Source organism: Paenibacillus sp. BSR1-1 (assembly GCF_030403775.1).
GTDB lineage: Bacteria > Bacillota > Bacilli > Bacillales > Cytobacillaceae > Neobacillus.
The window spans coordinates 81,630-98,108 of record NZ_JAQMWQ010000007.1; the positions used below are offsets into that span (position 1 = coordinate 81,630).

Sequence of the window (16,479 nt, forward strand, 5' to 3'; positions counted from 1 at the left end):
AAAAGCCTTTAATAAAGTCAAACATAACACTATCAGGAGCGTTTATTTCAAACGCCCCTATAAAAAAGGAAAATGGAATGGAAATATGATTTTGTAATTCACTTATTATTATTCAATCGAATTACACGAGGCCAAAGTTTTTTCTTCCTTAACCCACTAAAAATGAAGCCTAATATACCTCCTACTAGAGCTGGAATAATCCAACCTAAACCTACACTATACATTGGGAGGAACCTAGTAAAAAAATTATTAATTACTTCAATTTTTAATCCAGCTGTGTTTAAACCATCAAACACACTCACAAAAAATGTTAATAACAAACTTCCTTGATATACTTCTGACCTGCCACCAAATGTAGATTGTAAAAATGTTAGGAAAATTAAATCTATCGCTATTGGATACAAGGTCTGTAATACAGGTATTGAAATCGCAATTAGTTCATTTAATCCTATATTTGCAACAATTGCACTAAAAACAGACAAAATAATAGCCAATCTTTTGTAAGAGATGCCCGGAATTAATTTATGAAAAAAAGAAGAGCACGCAGTAATAAGTCCTACACTTGTCGTCAAGCATGCCACTGTGATAAGTAATCCCAATATAATTTCACCATAAGAGCCGAAATAATAGTCAGAAACCTTAGATAATACCTCAGCACCATTTTCTAGACGACCTAATTTTCCAACACTAGAAGCACCCATATACGAAAGGGCAGTATAAACAAGAGCTAAGAGTGTAGCAGCAATTAACGTTGCTTTTGCACAAGCATTAATAATTTGCTTTTTAGTAGTTGCCCCTTTTTCCTTAACAGCATTGACAATAATAATGCCAAAAACAAAAGCAACAAGTGCATCCAGTGTTAAATAACCTTCTTGAAAACCTTTAAAAAAGGCATTTACAGTATAATCTTTAGATGGTGCTTGAAAGGTTCCAATTGGATTAATAACAGCAATCACTACAAGCATTCCAATAAATGTTAATTTAATAGGCGTTAAGATTTTTCCAATTATATTGACAATTTTAGTGGGATTGAGTGATAAAAGACATGCAATGGTAAAAAATATAATTGTAAATATTAATAAAGGGATGTAACCCGTATGGTTAGAAAGAAAAGGTTTAACGCCAATAACAAAAGATACATTACCAGCCCTGGGTATTGCAAAAAAAGGACCAATTGCTAGATAAAGAACAACGGTAAAAACAATCCCAAATAACGGATGTACACGACTTGCAAAAGATTGCAAATCATCTTTACCTGAAAAAACAAAAGCTGTAACTCCTAGCAATGGCAAGCCAACACCAGTAACTAAGAACCCTGCATTAGCTATCCATACATTCGTACCAGCTGATTGCCCAAGCATGGGTGGGAAAATTAAATTTCCTGCTCCGAAAAACAATGCAAATAGCATAAAACCTAAAATTAATATAAAAGAAATTTTTTGTGACACTCCAGTACCTCCAATAATCTTTACTCTTTGTCTATATAAACTCCTCAAGTTCAATAAAATAATGAACCATACGATACGACTGTTCAATAAACTGAGTGGTTGTCGAAAGTCCTCATGAAGTTTTTCCATATGCATTACAGGCTACGGAAAAAGCATGGTCAGCTAAAGCATAAATAACAGCCCCATGAACAGTTCCATATGCATTTACCATATGGCTTTGTACTTCTAGCATTGCTTCCGCAAAACCAGCTTCAAATTTTATTAACTGAATACCTAACGACCGAGCATATGGGTCATATTTCACTCGATTATAAATCTTATCGTAATATTTTTCATAAATTTTATACTTATCAAATTTTCTCCTTCACACATACCTTCCCTTTTGATTAATGAATGTTTTCCCTATTCATGGGTGATAAGTTGATGAGAGCTAATGTTGTGACTTCGATTCCGAGTTTTTTCTCATCAACAATAGTTGATATTAGCACACACAAAAACCCCTGCCAATGTTGGCGGGGTCAGTAACTGTGCAGATATTAAACCCTTTTTATCATCAATGAAACATTTAGGTGTTTCTATACGTCTTGTATTATGTAATAATACCTATTTTTTTAGGAGATGTAAAAATGCCTAAAGTACTTATTATCTCGCTAATTTTTCCAATTATCTTTTTGTTCATATTTGGTCTAGTTTTGTTTGACTATATTTATTTCCCACTCATTAGTTCTAAAGCTGAAAAAGCTGCAGAAAAGCATCTCGAAGAAAAATACAACGAAGACTTTGTTATTGATGGATCAAGCTTTTCAAAACCACTAGGCGATGATGCGGGTACTTACCGGATTGATTCTCACCCTAAGAAAAACCCCAACCTAACTGTTCATATTTCAGTTACGGAAGATATGGAACCAATGTCGGACGATTACTTAGACATGAAATGGCGTGCTGAGCTTAACAAACAATTTGGTTCAGTATATAAAGGGCTGTATGAATCCCATGAACATTATTCATATATGGTAAATGTCTCATTTCCGGAAGAAACTTTTACTAAATACAACATCTCTAACACCTATCAAGAAATTTTTGAACAAGAGCATAAAGGGATTGGAAATATTGTATTTGCCAATGTAATGCTTAACTCTTCCAATGAAATGGACGATCAGTTTGAAAAAGTTTACAAATTGCTCCAGTACTTGAAGGCCCAGGAGTTAGAGTATTTCAGCATTGATATTAATTACTTTAACGAAAAACTTGAACTAAAAATCTCTGACAAAGACAAAAAGCTTAATTACCAAGCTTTTTTAAACAAACACCTCAAAAGCAGAGACTATCTCTTTCATTTTTCCTATGATTCTCGTGACGAGGTGTCTAAAAAGAAGCTGGAAGATATAAAATCCTCTGGTGACTTAAAGCAATACTTAAGAACGATAAAAGCTATAAATTAAATGCCTCTGCCACACAAAGGTGACAGAGGCGTTTATTGTCCTTGAACATTTCATCACGTTTCAAAAAGGGGAATTAAAACGCCCAGTTTCCATTTCGAAAAATAGGTTCGATCCTTCCGTCTGGAAGCATACCATCAATATCCATTTCACTAGAGCCAATCATAAAATCTACGTGTGTCATACTTTCATTCAAACCGATTTTCGCAAGTTCTTCTTTAGACATCGTTTTTCCTTCGTCTAAACAAAACGGAAATCCTTCACCAATGGCTAAGTGATTGGATGCATTTTCGTCGAAAAGCGTGTTATAAAAAATGTTGTTTGAATTTGAAATTGGCGACTGATGCGGAACGAGAGCTATTTCCCCAAGATACCTGCTGCCATCATCTGTTTCAATCAATTTTTTAAGTGTGTCATACCCTTTTTCACAGGTGAAATTTACGATTTTTCCTTCTTTAAATGTTAAGGTAAAGTTCTCGATCAGATTTCCTGCGTAACTTAACGGTTTTGTACTGGTAACAATGCCGTTTACCCCGTATTTATTAGGAGAAGTGAATACTTCTTCAGTAGGCATATTCGCGATGAAAAGTGTCCCTTTTTCATTATGATTTCCTGCACTCATCCATTTATGTTTTTCAGGCAGTTCCACGGTTAAATCGGTGCCTGGGGCACGGTAATGTAGTGATTTGTATTTTCGTTCATTTAAATAACCAGCTTTACTATCTAGAGCTGCTATATGTTCTTTCCATGCCCCAATTGTATCCTCATGGTCAATTCTCGTTGCAGAAAAAATAGCATCCCAAAGCTCATTGATTCGTTCTGTTTTATCAATATTCGGGAACACTTTATCGGCCCAAGCCTGATTAGGATAGGCGACAATCGTCCAGGCAATTTTGTCACTCACCATATAGGTTCGAAACTTGGTAAGTGCTCTACCTGATGCTTTATTAAAATTCGAGATTCGCTCTGGGTCAATTCCATTTAATAAATCAGGGTTTTTTGAATCGATCACGATAAAGGCTGCATTCTTTTCAGCTAACTCTTCACGCTGCATGACACGGTATTTGGGGAAATCGGTAAAAACTTCATCGGCTGCCGATTCATATTTCATTCGGGTTAAAGCGTCATCATTCCATTCATAAATGACTTCGCTTGCACCGATTTCATAGGCTCTTTTTGTAATTAATTTAACAAACTCATAACTTTCAATAGAAGCTGAGATAAATAAAATTTGCCCCTTTTGAACATTTACTCCGATTTCAACGGCCAGAGCAGCGTATTTCTCTAATTTTTCTTGAAAAGTTCTCATATGATTTCTCCTTTGGTTTTATATTTCTTACAGATACAAATAGTAAATCTTTAAAGACGTATAAAGACCCTAAACTCTTAGACGGAATAATAATGATTTGGTTTCTTTTGTAATCAAAAAATCTTTTAGGTTTTTCCCAAATGTAAACTCATCACAAAAAAGCGACTGCTCTTATTGAACAGTCGCTTACTTTGTTTTAGCATGTTATGAATTTGCGGTTAGATTAGATGAAACAGGAGAAATCTCGCCACACTTCTTAATATTTATAAGATTGTCCGCCATCAATTGGAATAACAGTTGCGTTGATGAAGTTGGCTTGGTCAGATAGTAGGAATGCTACCAAATAGCCCACTTCTTCTGGTTTACCGAAACGTTTCATTGGGTTTGGCTGAACAAATTGTTTTCCTACCTCTTCCCAGTTATCTGGATCAATTTGTTTTAATGAACCTTCGACCATCGGTGTCATGATTGCTCCAGGTGCAATGGCTTTGATGCTGATTCCGTATTGACCGTATTCAATTCCAGAGTTTCTTGTTAGCCCAACCACGCCGTGCTTACTAGCAGCATAACCAGATTGGTTTCCAACCCCGCGAATACCACCAACAGAAGCAGTATTAACAATAGAGCCAGAACCTTGTTCTCTCATGACTTTCAATACGTGTTTCATGCCATAAAACACACCATTTAAATTAACACTAACTACTTTTTGGAATTCCTCAATGCCAAAATCCTCTGTTAGGTTTTGTTTTCCTTCGATCCCTGCATTGTTGAAGAAACCATCGATTTTCCCAAATTTCTCAACCGTTTCATTTACATAGTTTTCAACTGCTTGTTCATCTGCCACATTCGCAGTGATCAGCAGCATTTCTGCGTTTGGTGCCACTTCTAGTACTTTGCTTTTCGTTTCTTCTAATGAAGCAGCGTTTAAATCAACAAGTGATAGTTTCGCTCCTTCTTTTGCTACTTGTAAGGCAGAGGCTTGTCCTAAACCAGAACCTGCACCTGTAATTAATACCACTTTTCCATCAAAACGATTACTCATTGGAAATTTCCTCCTTTTTTTGTTTCAAGGTCTAAAGCGCATTTATCTTTAATTAAAATATCTCATATTAAGTATATATACTTATGAAATGCCATCTTTTTTACTTAGTTCCTATGATTTATTATTGCGCTGTATACCCGCCATCCACAATCAAACTATTGCCAGTCATGAATGAAGAATCATCAGAAGCCATGAACAGCACTGCTTTTGCCATTTCTTCTGCCTTACCAAGACGTTTCATTGGTGTGACTTCAGCCAAAGCCTGCTTGCTTTCTTCCGGAATAATTGGTGTGTCAATAAAACCAGGGCATAATGCGTTAATACGAATATTTTGTTCAGCATATTCAAGAGCAAGGGAACGAGTTAAGTTAACCACGCCGCCTTTTGCCGCATTATAGGCTGCTGAACCTGGTGATCCAACCCAACCGTACATAGATGCCGTATTAACAATCGTACCGCCGCCTGTTTTTAGCATTTCACGGATGGATTCACGTGCTACTAAAAACACGCCATCTAAGTCAACATTTACGGTGTTGCGCCATTCTGAGTACTCTAACTCATGTGAAGGATGAACGCGGCCAATCCCCGCATTGTTGAAGACTACATCCACTTTGCCGAACGTTTCAACGGTTTGTTTAAAGATATTTGCGACTTCTTCTTCACTCGTAATATTTGCTTTTATAAAAAGAGCCTCAGCATTAACCGCTTTCAACTCTGCCTCAAATGCCTTCCCTTTTTCCTCATTCAAATCAACTAGAACCACTTTGGCTCCTTCTGAAACAAATAAGCGTGCTGTTGCTGCCCCAATCCCAGATGCTCCACCTGTAATTACAGCTACTTTGTCTTGTAATTTTCCCATCCTAAATCCTCCTCGTAGTATCAAGAATTCTTTAGCACATTCTAGAGAAAAATAATAGATATATCTATTATCTGTGCTTTATTGTTCACAATTTAATTGTACTATTTTGTTCACAACTAACAATCATTAAGATATCATTAAGTGTCTACTAGGTAGACACTTACGCTAAATCTGTCTATATTGAGGAAGGTTTTTTCATGAATAATGAACAAAATACAAAGTCTCAACGACAAAACCGGACAAAAGCGCATTTAAAGCAAGCATTGACTGAACTCATAAAAGAGAAGGGGTATCATTCCGTTACTGTAAAAGACATTGTCGATCACGCCGCTTATAATCGCAGCACCTTTTATATCCATTACATAGATAAAATGGAATTGGCTGAGGATTTACTTGTTTCCATGCTTCAGGAATTAGAAGATTCTGTAGGCAAAGCCTATGTACCTGGTCAAAAGGTTTATTCAGCCAAGCTAAATGCACCTTCTTTTAATATCGTTTCTTACATCTATAAAAACCAGAGTTTTTTTACATTAATAAACTACGATGACACGCTACCTGGATTGCATACACGGTTCCCTCAAACAATCTTAAAAGTCTATAAAGAACAATTTATTTTTGAAACCATCAATAATATCCCAGTTAATATGGATTATTTTAAACGGTATACAGCCTATGGCTTTTACGGTCTCCTTCATACTTGGATCCAAAATGGCTTTAAAGAAACGCCAGAAGAATTTATCCAAGAAGTCATTGAACTAACGAAAACTCATATTCACTCCTTTCAATATATCGGGCATAACAAATAACTATCTGCACCTGCGTGGAGAACATATAGATTATTTTATTGATTCCTTCTATAGGGACGCTTGTAACCACTGAGTGGTTCCTTAATGGACAATCGGAAGTTTAATGTAAAAAAGCGAGCTTCATAATAGAATAGAAAAAAGCTTCCAATTATAATGATGATTAGGATGCAAGTTATTCTGCAAGAGAGAAGGACTATTAAATGCTATTTTATGTAATTGCAATCCTCGTTATTGTAATGGACCAGCTTTCTAAATATCTAATTCGTGCCTACATTGATATCAATGAAACATTTTCATTGTGGGGAATACAACTCACACATATCGAAAATAGCGGAATGGCAGGAGGTTTATTTCAAGGCAATGCACGGCTCTTCGGAGTTGTGGCTGTGTTTTTCGTGTTAGCTGTTTTATATTTTCGTAGAACCGGAGAAATGAAGGGTGCTCTGATCGATTGTAGTTTTGGATTCCTTGTAGGAGGAGCAATTGGAAATGGTATCGATAGACTTTTGTTTGGTCAGGTGACAGATTTCATCATTCGCTCTGGCGGAATTCTTAACTTGGCCGACCATGCTATCGAAATTGGGGGGTTACTGCTTATTATTTATGTGGTTGGTAGATGGTTTAAAAATAAGCGCTAGATTCTTTTCCTACATATGCGTGGCCAATATAATCCCTTGTATTCGGTCTCTATTTATCATTTGATCCTATACATATGTTTCTTCTACAAAGCTGATTATCTGAATATTAAAAAATATCTACTGATATCACATCTGCAATGTGAAGAGAGTTTTCCGAAAAAAAGCAATATAGGTCGGTAACACTGTTATGCAGTTTAGTGTTTCGTATAACTAATCCATCGTATCTCTGGTTCATAAGATTTTTTCGAAACGCCGAATTGGCTTCTTCTTTATTTAACAGGGCAGCATTGTCCCTCCAGGTGGGGTTCCTTTTACTGGATTCGAAATAATCACAGTATTGGTCGCGTTCCCTCATAAACAAATCATAGGAATCCTCAGAATCTGATTGGTATTCCTTAAGGTTTGGTTCATCCATAAATACTTTGTAAATAAATCCTCTGACCGGCTTTTCAACTTGCACCATTTTAGGGGTTCCGTCCTCCCAAAATTCCGTCTCTGATTTTTGAATAACGGTCTCAGTTCCAATAGCAAAAGGTTTCGCCGATGCGATATCCGAAGTAAACCAAAATCCAATCGTGTCGATATCATTATTTAATTTTTGAACAACCGTTTCTTTATTAAAATGGTTAAATTTCTTTATTGAACCATGATATACAATCATTAACATGCCCTCCATTATTAAACTGCCCAAATTTTAGATATTCATTTAGATTAATTCCCTTGAGTTACATTAACAATCCGAAATCGTTCTAAACTTCCTTATAATAAGGACTAAAGAAATGCTTTCTAATTTTTGAACAGCTTCAGTCAAATAATGAATTACCTCTTCTGTCTGCTCTTTCATAAGTTACGGAACATCTTGTACATATTAATGCTGTTTACCAAAGTTTTCTGGCAATTTTTCTTTAATTCCTATCTTTTCTTGAAATTTGGAAATGATGGATTGGTAATAATCGACTGTTGCTACCGGTCCGATACCTCCGACAATTCATAACCTTTTTCATCCAATCAGTCCCCTATCAGGTATTAACTTTGAGTTTATGTTAATGAGAATTTTGTTTAGCGTCAATTTTTCGAGCAAAATAGGTAATACTATAACATTTATTATAAAAATTAATGGGAGGTTTTATCGATGCCTGACAAGTTTGCCCCAGAAGTACGTAGCAGGATTATGGGTTCCATTCGGTCGACAACCAAGCTTGAAGAAATTGTTTGCAAATCCTTATGGCATCGTGGTCTTCGATTCAGAAGGAATGTACGAGGTTTATTTGGTACACCTGATATTGCCATAAAAAAATACAAAGTCGTCATTTTCTTGGACTCCTGTTTTTGGCACTATTGCCCTAAACACGGAAATCTACCGAAAAGCAATGTTGATTATTGGCAGAGAAAATTGTATAGAAACGTGAAAAGGGATTACGTCGTTAATAGCTACTATTATGAAAATGGGTGGAACCTTATGAGGATATGGGATCATCAGGTTAAAGAGGACTTTGACCATGTTATAGACAGTATTATTGAATTCGTTGAAAACGCCAAAAAGAAATAACTTTACAAAGTTTCAAAGGGAAGACAAATTCAAAGGTACAAGATATATAAATAAGATAATGGGTGGAATATCTTAAGAGAATGGGATTATGAAGTCAAAGTGGATTTTGATAAGCTATTAAAAAATTTGCTTAATTTTTTCCCAAAAAAGACCATGAAATACTCACAAAAGGATGCATAGTTTCCTTGCTTATGCACCCCTTCACTCTATTTTAAGATTTCAACCTCGGCAATAGGACTATTTGAATAATGAAATCACGGATTCAAATAATGTTTTCTCTTCTACTAAACAAGTCCACTTAATACAATTGCAGATTCTTTAATGAACCCTTTCCAGCAGTCTTCTTTTTTAGCCCATTGTGTAACATTTTGATCTCCAGCGGATTCCCTTAAATAATTTAATGCATTGGCTGCAATGGCCCTTACAATATCCTCCCACTTAGTAGAAAGTGCTTGATGTTGCCATACTTCCAGTAAATCTATTTCTTGTCCGTATAAATGATTTAGCATAGATACAGTGTAATAAATAACATTTGCTTTATACCCTTTTAAATTCATACTTTCCACTATATTAGTTACAAATGCATTAATGATTCTTCTTGTAATAAGTCTCTTATAATAGTCACTATCAATATCAAGGATACTCTTCGTTACTTCACCTTCATCATTGGTAACAGTACTTTGTTTCCAATATTGGCTATTCAAATCCATAAACCGTTTGAAAGCTTCCTCTCCGCCTTTACTAGATACATGAGGATAGCCTTCCCATGACATAAAATATTTTGCCATCTCCACTTTTGTTATCACATTTTCTTTTGGATACATCTTTTTAAAAGCATTTTGTTCTTTTCCTTTTGATCGCCTACTAATATCAACCATATATTGTCCACGTGCACGTTCAAAATACCACTTTGACTCCTCTTTACGATTATCTTGTGTTGGGATAAAGACATTTCGAGAAAGTTTCTCTATATTAGACATAAAGCGGGTATTTGCAAGCAAGTCTGATTTGTTAATTTTATTTTGGGTATTTGCATACTCTGAAATCTTAGAAATCATTTCATCTTCTAGCGCATGACGATCCATTTGAACACGGTGATTCTCTATTTCTTCTTGAACATTTATAATAGTTAATTTTGCTTGAATATATACCCCTTCTAAGTTAACATCATTTTTATAAGCTTGATGTATGGAAGCCGTTGTTTGGCCGCCGTTAACAATCTGCCAACTTGTTAATGTATTAATCTTATAAAGACTGGAATTCCCAATTTGCTTAATATCTCCTGCTTTTGCAACACTTGAAATTCCGTTATTATAAGCAACAAATAACTCACGTTGTCTCTCATCTTTAAGAGTATCTCTAATTCCTTTATTGGTTCCTCCTCGGGATTGTAAAAAAGAACGTACATTCCGCTCTACCAACTTTGGCCCCCAATCATCATAGAGTTCAGCTAAGAGTTTTGCCGGGATAACACCAACATAACAATTGATAAGACCATTTTCAGTATTACTAGGAACATGCATCATTTCAATTGCATTTCCATATTCTGATTCAAAATTTATATCAAATTCTCGAATTCCCTGCTCTGCTTCAGATAATTTATAAATGCGATCCATATCCCAAACGTGTACATTTACTGTTTCTACACCAGGAATATTTAAATCAATGGGCTTATTTGATAGATAAAACTTACTTGTAATCACATAAATATTTACTTCTTCAATTTCATCCTTTTTTTCTACAATCATTTTAGCTAAATCAAAATACTCCATCGAACGATTCGCTAATTGCAGAATTGTTTCAGCATTCGTAAAGAAACGTTTGGCTTTATTTGCAAACTCCTTTAAGGATGTCATATTAGCAATCGGCAATTCATTTTCTACAAAAAAAGGCTCATACTCAACTACGTACAAGTTTAAAGTATTAATATCTTCTTGATATAAATACCCATTAAGCTGGATCTTCAAATCTTTCTTGCTAAAAAAAATTAAAGCCGGCTCATCTTCAGAGTTTATAAAAGGTAAAACCTCCTGTATGAAAGGCGTTTGCCGACTCCCCGATAACCTACCCTTTTGTTCAACCGTATCAATAAATTCATAAAAAAAATCCAGCTTTCTTTTGGTTTCATTCATTATGGATCATCCTTGTTTATTCAAATTGAATACATTATCTAATGGAACCTTAAAACTTTTACAATGTGACAGATCAATAGAGTATGAAACATTGTTTATACCAGTAGGCAAGTTTTTCGAAGTAAGTTTAGGAAATTCCTCAGTTGCAATATACCCTAATTCCTCATGTACATAGAAATAGTTTTTATCATAATCATCACTTATTACGCCAGCCTCCAATAGTAAATCCTTAAATTTCACTGCCAAAGACGGCGCTCTATTAACGAGCTGTTCTTCTATTGTTTCTATCATACTTTGAAGAGATTTACCTGTGGTATCATTTACCTCAACCTTTAATACGTATAAAAACAATGTATCTATAACTGGATTAATTTCTAGCTGCTTTTCATTTGAAATTTTAATTTCTTCTCTTATTTTAGGCGTTACTGTCTTAATTTCTACTCCACTATTTTTAGTTACAAAATCAATCCGGTTTTTTAAGGGACCTTTCCAATCTTTAATGATCAATGGTGGCTCTTGCGGAAAAAATTCAAGCCATTTATTAATATAATAAAGCTCACCGAATAATCCCAATTCCTCTTCAATTGTTAATTTAGTATCCCATTTTCTCTTGAAAAAGTTATGCCATCGGTCTAAAACTTTATATACTACTGTATAAAGTGACAACTCTTCTTTCATTAATATATGGTCTACTAAACTTTGCAGCACCCTTTCAAAAATCTCTTCACTATCCTCTACTATTTGAGAGATTACTAAAAAATTCTTTTCTTTTAATGGACCTACTTGTGAAAAATATTCTTGGCCTATGTCAATTCCCCGCCATTTTGGGAAAGACTTTAATTGATCATCTTCCCAATTTTCACCTGTAATATCTATATAAATACGCCGCTGCAGATTAAGTAAATCAATACCAATTAATAAAAATGGCTCTTGAAAGTAAATTGGTTCTAAGCGATAAATATCTTCTGATTCCTCATTTTTCGATTGTTCAATTAGTAATCTGAATCTTTCTGAGATATTAATCATTAGAGCCACCCTTACCAACCGTATTGTTGTATATATAATCTCCTTCTTTCATTACTCTCCCCTTTGAATCAATAACTGGTACTTCTACAATATCTGGAAATGAGAATGCTAACCCAATCGGAACAAGATTCTCATTAAAATCTATATTTAATTTCCTAAACGATTTGACTTGCGGATGTAATGGATAAACTAAAATTAGCGGGTTATCATTTGCTCTCTGCTCTATATTTGCTTTTTTATCGGCCGATCGATTTTCAATATCAATAAATTCTTGATTTGCTGCAACTATAGCACCTAAGTCTACGACACCAATTCCTTTACTTTTATCCTGATCCATACTACGAATTACCGCGCTTTCAATCTGTATTTTACCTAAATTTACTTTCCATTTAGTAATCCCATTATCTATTGCCTTTTGGCTTTTTAGTGTACTGTTTGTCACATCCACAACAGCAACATTAAATTTTTCTAACATGTTCTTTTTATTCATGTTATAAATATAATCTGTGATTTTTTTGCTATTAACAATTCTTGCAGAAGAAATAGTCCTATATTTTTTTAAGAAATCAATAATAATTTGGCTAGGAATATTTTTAGAAATATGATATTTAGTGCCAGTAATACTCGTTTTAAATTGTTGTTCAATACTATTAATAAATTCGACCGTAGCCTCCATATTATTTATAAAGAATTCCTTATTTTTTTCAAAGCTCCGTGTTTGTTGCATCGTTCCCGTATAGGAAATAGGAGACTCAGCCGTCCCCATTTTTGCTGGACTCGTAACTGTCATAGTGTTATGTGTTTTCATTTTAACCGCATATTCTTCTGGTGTTAAACCCTCTTTTGCAATTTTTTCAAACTCTACTCTTAATTCACTCATAACAACAGCAAGATATTCGAAGTTTTCAGCAATGTCTTCACTTGTATATATTCGACACAGGTCCATATACCCATTTCGGAAGCCGAACCAACGCCCCATCTGCATGAGCGTATCATACATTGAACTACCACGATAATAATATGAAATCGTTAAGCCCTCTAAGGTTAACCCACGCGATAATTTATTTCCGCCAATTGCAATAACATTTAGTCCGCTTTCTTTGAATTTATCATATTCAAGGGCATCTTCACTCTCTCCGTTTATCTCCATTACTTCAATCTTGCCTACTATTAATTTAATTTGTTTATAGATTTCTTCCCATGCAAATTCACCTAAATGTTTTGAAGGTTCGAAGCTTTTTTGCACTTCAATAAAATCTTCTTCATATAGATTTTTAAGCTGGGTTATATACTCACTTTTTGAATTGTACAGTAAATCGTTGGATAATTTCTTATAGAACTCTTTTATTACAATACACATTGTGTCCTGAACATCTGTAAGTCTTGATGAATGTATCAACATTGAATTATGATCACCAATCTGACCTCTTAAATTCCTAATTGCAACCGAAAGTAAAAATGCTAGTATGGCTTCCTGCATGGACTTAGGAACTTCTGTAAATAGCCCAGCATCATCTTTTGTTCTCAATTTATCAAGTATAGTAATATCATCTAAACCTAAGTACCTAATGAACATCGGTTTATTGTCTTCTGTATAACCCGTAGTATTAAAATATTCATCAGGCCCACAATAACCATCTGGTTTAGGCAATGCAATAACAAAATCTTTTGGATATAAATCCTTTCCTACCTCATCATGATTTGCATCAGCTTTTATTAATAGATTAGCAAACGGTGTAGCTGTATACCCAACATATGATTTTTGATTAAAAAGACTCAACAGATCTCTAATAAACTTATTAATTTTAGTAGGATTATCGGTATTTTTCCCTGAAGCGTCAACACTAGCTTGGTCTGCCTCATCATCTACGATTAAAACTGGTGGGCTGATCTCCGAATGCTTAATACTGTTTCTTAATAAATCAATTAATGCGGGAAGTACATCTTTTTGCTTCTTTACAACTAATAAAATTGGTTTATCTAAATTTTTAATACCGATAGCATTACTAGCAGAAATGTCATCCTGCACGGTGGTCCAAGTCTCGATTTGCGTTCCACCAGTTTTAACAAGTGCAACACCTTTTTTTTCACCAGTTATGCTATCAACCGTTCCAATTACCTCTCGTTCTAAACGTAATTGCGTTTGAGAACGTAAATCATTATGCATACCGGCCAAAACTATTACTAATTTGTACCCAACATCAAAAGCTTTGTTAATTAACCCCGTAAAATTCGCTGTTTTACCTGATTGTACATGCCCTAAAACTAAACCTCTTTTATCAAATTCTTGTCCACTTTTAGGATTTCCAATGCTTTTTAAAATTTCATTAGTAGTGTCATCAATAGTTTCTACTGTATCGCGTGACCATTCCTTAATCTCTGTTAGATACTTTTCATATCTTGGCCAGAAATATGAGTAAGTCGGGTGCCTATCTTCGAACCAAGGAATGTTATCATGACTTCTTATTGAATTAGCTTTTCGTACATTTATCGAACCATATTTTGAAAAAGCCTCAAGAGATAGGCTCTCCCAAACTTTTGAATCAATATCACCATAATCCTTAATTATCTTTTCCTTAGCATTTTCCATTGCTGCATCTAACGGATTATCAAAACCAGAATTCTTAAAGGCTGTATATAAATTATCAACTGTACCTAGGTATTCCTCACGTATTACTTGATACATTTATGTTCACTTCTTTCTCAATGATGGTTTTAATTGTAGAAATCTCTATGCCTTCAAATCCAGCCATTATAGAGATTGTTTCGGCAACTTTTTCAATATCCAATTCAAACCCGGCGCTAAATAAAATTTCCGCATAATCGATTACTAATTTCCTCGATTTTTCATCAATTTGCTGCCCATCTTTTTTGGCCATATTGGAAGTTTTTAATAGGTTATTAGGTGAACCTAATTCAACCAATTTAAGGTATAAGTTAATTTTCTTTCGTACATCTGTATCAACAGCCTTAAGGATTTCATTTAATACAGGGTGTGTTCTATTTAAGACGTAGGCACTATTTATGTCGTCGGTTGCAAGCTCCCAAGTATTTAAGGTTCCTTTTATTTTCCCGCCTGTTCGGGTTGCTTTTGTACGATATAACATTATTTCTTGTGATACTTGCCTATAATATTTTGCAACCCCATACAAATCTTGTTTTGCACCTTCAGGAATAGTTATTGTAGATTTCTTAACATCAATTTTCCAATCATCATCAGCATCATTTGTAAATTCAATTTTTATTCTAACGAGTTGGGATGCAGCATCCTTAGGAAACATACCAAACCAATCACCAAAGCTAACCATGCGATTTTCTCTATAAATATAAAAGCCTTGCTGATCGTTCCATCCTTTTATTCCACCAGTATATTTGTAATCCACTTGATTAAATGCACTTGGATGAGGTAATACATATGGAGTAATTCTTACTAGCTTTTTGTTAATTCTAATTACCTGCTCTTCTCCTTCAATCCGCCTTGGATTTCCTTCTAGAAATGGATTCCAAGGGTATAAACTATTACCGTTAATCGTCATTATTAAGCCATTCTCTAGTTTCACATGAAAGACCATTTCTAAATATTTTTGTATACGTTTTACTTTGGAATAATAGCTATCTTGTTTCAAGACTTTTTGAGTACCAAAACCACAAAATCGGTCCAGTTTATCAATAAAAACAATGGTTCCGCTATTTCCCTCTGGTTGTCCGATTTTATCTCTTATTTCACTAGGAATAGTTTTATACAGGAGCCATTCATTTTTATTACTAACATAATCTAAATCCCAACAACGCTCAGAAACTAGTCCATCCTTTTTGGTAATAACACATAATCTTTTCCCCATAGAAAATGACGCTGTTTTTAACCCCATTCCAAATCGCCCTAGTTCTTCCTTAGCTCTCTGTTCTCTAGGATCCTTTGAACCAATTGTCATCGCTTTTTGCAATTCTTCCTCTGTCATTCCTATTCCGTTATCTTCTATTCTTATAAAACCGTTTCCCAGATCATATTCAAATTCTATATTGATAGAATTTGTTTTTGCATCAATACTATTATCAACAATATCGGCAATTGCTGTTTGTGAATTATAACCAATACTTCTAAGAGCTTGAATCACAGGAGCTGCAGAGGGACGTGTATTAATTGTATCCATATTTTCACCTAGTTTTTTTACTTTTTTTTACTTTATATCATTCTAACAAATTGACAAAGAAAAAACAGCAACCCATTCCA

At 34.6% G+C, this 16,479-nt stretch carries 14 protein-coding genes and 1 pseudogene; 4 read left to right on the forward strand and 11 right to left on the reverse strand.

The features are described 5' to 3' along the window. Window positions 1-98: 98 nt before the first annotated feature. The 3 genes and pseudogenes from brnQ to PH210_RS13275 all read right to left on the reverse strand — a co-directional run. Window positions 99-1,448 (reverse strand): branched-chain amino acid transport system II carrier protein, encoded by a 1,350-nt coding sequence (brnQ, locus tag PH210_RS13265; protein WP_289986010.1) that lies wholly within the window; start codon window positions 1,446-1,448, stop codon window positions 99-101. A gap of 112 nt (window positions 1,449-1,560) precedes the next feature. Beyond that, a complete protein-coding gene (locus tag PH210_RS13270; protein WP_289986012.1) occupies window positions 1,561-1,752 on the reverse strand; it encodes a PaaI family thioesterase in 192 nt (63 codons plus the stop codon). An 85-nt stretch (window positions 1,753-1,837) separates the two neighbouring features. After that, window positions 1,838-1,927, reverse strand: a pseudogene (locus PH210_RS13275) (ArsR family transcriptional regulator); the annotation flags it as partial. A 147-nt stretch (window positions 1,928-2,074) separates the two neighbouring features. On the opposite strand from PH210_RS13275, the gene PH210_RS13280 reads away from it, so the two are divergent. Next, window positions 2,075-2,890 carry a murein transglycosylase gene (locus PH210_RS13280; protein WP_289986014.1) on the forward strand — a complete coding sequence of 272 codons (816 nt, stop codon included), beginning with the start codon at window positions 2,075-2,077 and terminating at the stop codon, window positions 2,888-2,890. 73 nt (window positions 2,891-2,963) lie between these two features. Here PH210_RS13280 and PH210_RS13285 read toward each other — a convergent pair whose 3' ends face one another. The 3 genes from PH210_RS13285 to PH210_RS13295 all read right to left on the reverse strand — a co-directional run bounded on the left by PH210_RS13285 (window position 2,964) and on the right by PH210_RS13295 (window position 6,097). Next, on the reverse strand, window positions 2,964-4,196 hold the full coding sequence (locus tag PH210_RS13285; protein ID WP_289986016.1) for an aminopeptidase: 1,233 nt from the start codon (window positions 4,194-4,196) through the stop codon (window positions 2,964-2,966). Between the two features lie 256 nt (window positions 4,197-4,452). After that, window positions 4,453-5,238 carry an SDR family oxidoreductase gene (locus tag PH210_RS13290; RefSeq protein WP_289986017.1) on the reverse strand — a complete coding sequence of 262 codons (786 nt, stop codon included), beginning with the start codon at window positions 5,236-5,238 and terminating at the stop codon, window positions 4,453-4,455. 121 nt (window positions 5,239-5,359) lie between these two features. Then, window positions 5,360-6,097, reverse strand: coding sequence for an SDR family NAD(P)-dependent oxidoreductase (locus PH210_RS13295; RefSeq protein WP_289986018.1), 738 nt, complete (start codon window positions 6,095-6,097; stop codon window positions 5,360-5,362). Between the two features lie 197 nt (window positions 6,098-6,294). Between PH210_RS13295 and PH210_RS13300 the strand changes: the two genes are divergently transcribed. Together PH210_RS13300 and lspA are read left to right on the forward strand one after the other, a co-directional pair. Beyond that, window positions 6,295-6,903 (forward strand): TetR/AcrR family transcriptional regulator, encoded by a 609-nt coding sequence (locus PH210_RS13300; RefSeq protein ID WP_289986020.1) that lies wholly within the window; start codon window positions 6,295-6,297, stop codon window positions 6,901-6,903. Between the two features lie 200 nt (window positions 6,904-7,103). Then, complete coding sequence (gene lspA / locus PH210_RS13305) at window positions 7,104-7,541, forward strand: signal peptidase II (RefSeq protein ID WP_289986021.1); 438 nt, start codon at window positions 7,104-7,106, stop codon at window positions 7,539-7,541. 106 nt (window positions 7,542-7,647) lie between these two features. On the opposite strand, the gene PH210_RS13310 is transcribed toward lspA, so the two are convergent. Beyond that, entirely contained in the window at window positions 7,648-8,202 is a 555-nt protein-coding gene (locus tag PH210_RS13310; protein WP_289986023.1) for a hypothetical protein, read from the reverse strand. Window positions 8,203-8,673: 471 nt separating this feature from the next. Here PH210_RS13310 and PH210_RS13315 point away from each other — a divergent pair, with 471 nt between their 5' ends. Further along, a complete protein-coding gene (locus PH210_RS13315; RefSeq protein WP_289986025.1) occupies window positions 8,674-9,090 on the forward strand; it encodes a very short patch repair endonuclease in 417 nt (138 codons plus the stop codon). Window positions 9,091-9,374: 284 nt separating this feature from the next. Here the strand turns inward: PH210_RS13315 and PH210_RS13320 are convergent, their stop codons facing one another. The 4 genes from PH210_RS13320 to PH210_RS13335 are packed head-to-tail and all read right to left on the reverse strand — an operon-like array spanning window position 9,375 to window position 16,399. Next, window positions 9,375-11,222: an AIPR family protein gene (locus PH210_RS13320; protein WP_289986027.1), complete on the reverse strand. Its 1,848-nt coding sequence runs from the start codon at window positions 11,220-11,222 to the stop codon at window positions 9,375-9,377. Between the two features lie 6 nt (window positions 11,223-11,228). After that, complete coding sequence (locus PH210_RS13325) at window positions 11,229-12,248, reverse strand: PD-(D/E)XK motif protein (RefSeq protein WP_289986029.1); 1,020 nt, start codon at window positions 12,246-12,248, stop codon at window positions 11,229-11,231. Next, entirely contained in the window at window positions 12,241-14,934 is a 2,694-nt protein-coding gene (locus PH210_RS13330) for a Z1 domain-containing protein (RefSeq protein WP_289986031.1), read from the reverse strand. The genes PH210_RS13325 and PH210_RS13330 overlap by 8 nt, the downstream gene beginning before the upstream one ends. Next, complete coding sequence (locus tag PH210_RS13335) at window positions 14,915-16,399, reverse strand: ATP-binding protein (RefSeq protein WP_289986033.1); 1,485 nt, start codon at window positions 16,397-16,399, stop codon at window positions 14,915-14,917. The genes PH210_RS13330 and PH210_RS13335 overlap by 20 nt, the downstream gene beginning before the upstream one ends. Between the last annotated feature and the right edge of the window lie 80 nt (window positions 16,400-16,479).

What these genes read in the sequence shown, in the direction of transcription:
- PH210_RS13290 (WP_289986017.1), bottom strand. Translation starts at nt 5,238, where the DNA reads ATGAGTAATCGTTTTGATGGAAAAGTGGTATTAATTACAGGTGCAGGT.
- PH210_RS13285 (WP_289986016.1), bottom strand. Translation starts at nt 4,196, where the DNA reads ATGAGAACTTTTCAAGAAAAATTAGAGAAATACGCTGCTCTGGCCGTT.
- PH210_RS13295 (WP_289986018.1), bottom strand. Translation starts at nt 6,097, where the DNA reads ATGGGAAAATTACAAGACAAAGTAGCTGTAATTACAGGTGGAGCATCT.
- PH210_RS13315 (WP_289986025.1), top strand. Translation starts at nt 8,674, where the DNA reads ATGCCTGACAAGTTTGCCCCAGAAGTACGTAGCAGGATTATGGGTTCC.
- PH210_RS13310 (WP_289986023.1), bottom strand. Translation starts at nt 8,202, where the DNA reads ATGATTGTATATCATGGTTCAATAAAGAAATTTAACCATTTTAATAAA.
- PH210_RS13300 (WP_289986020.1), top strand. Translation starts at nt 6,295, where the DNA reads ATGAATAATGAACAAAATACAAAGTCTCAACGACAAAACCGGACAAAA.
- PH210_RS13330 (WP_289986031.1), bottom strand. Translation starts at nt 14,934, where the DNA reads ATGTATCAAGTAATACGTGAGGAATACCTAGGTACAGTTGATAATTTA.
- PH210_RS13320 (WP_289986027.1), bottom strand. Translation starts at nt 11,222, where the DNA reads ATGAATGAAACCAAAAGAAAGCTGGATTTTTTTTATGAATTTATTGAT.
- PH210_RS13335 (WP_289986033.1), bottom strand. Translation starts at nt 16,399, where the DNA reads ATGGATACAATTAATACACGTCCCTCTGCAGCTCCTGTGATTCAAGCT.
- lspA (WP_289986021.1), top strand. Translation starts at nt 7,104, where the DNA reads ATGCTATTTTATGTAATTGCAATCCTCGTTATTGTAATGGACCAGCTT.
- PH210_RS13280 (WP_289986014.1), top strand. Translation starts at nt 2,075, where the DNA reads ATGCCTAAAGTACTTATTATCTCGCTAATTTTTCCAATTATCTTTTTG.
- PH210_RS13325 (WP_289986029.1), bottom strand. Translation starts at nt 12,248, where the DNA reads ATGATTAATATCTCAGAAAGATTCAGATTACTAATTGAACAATCGAAA.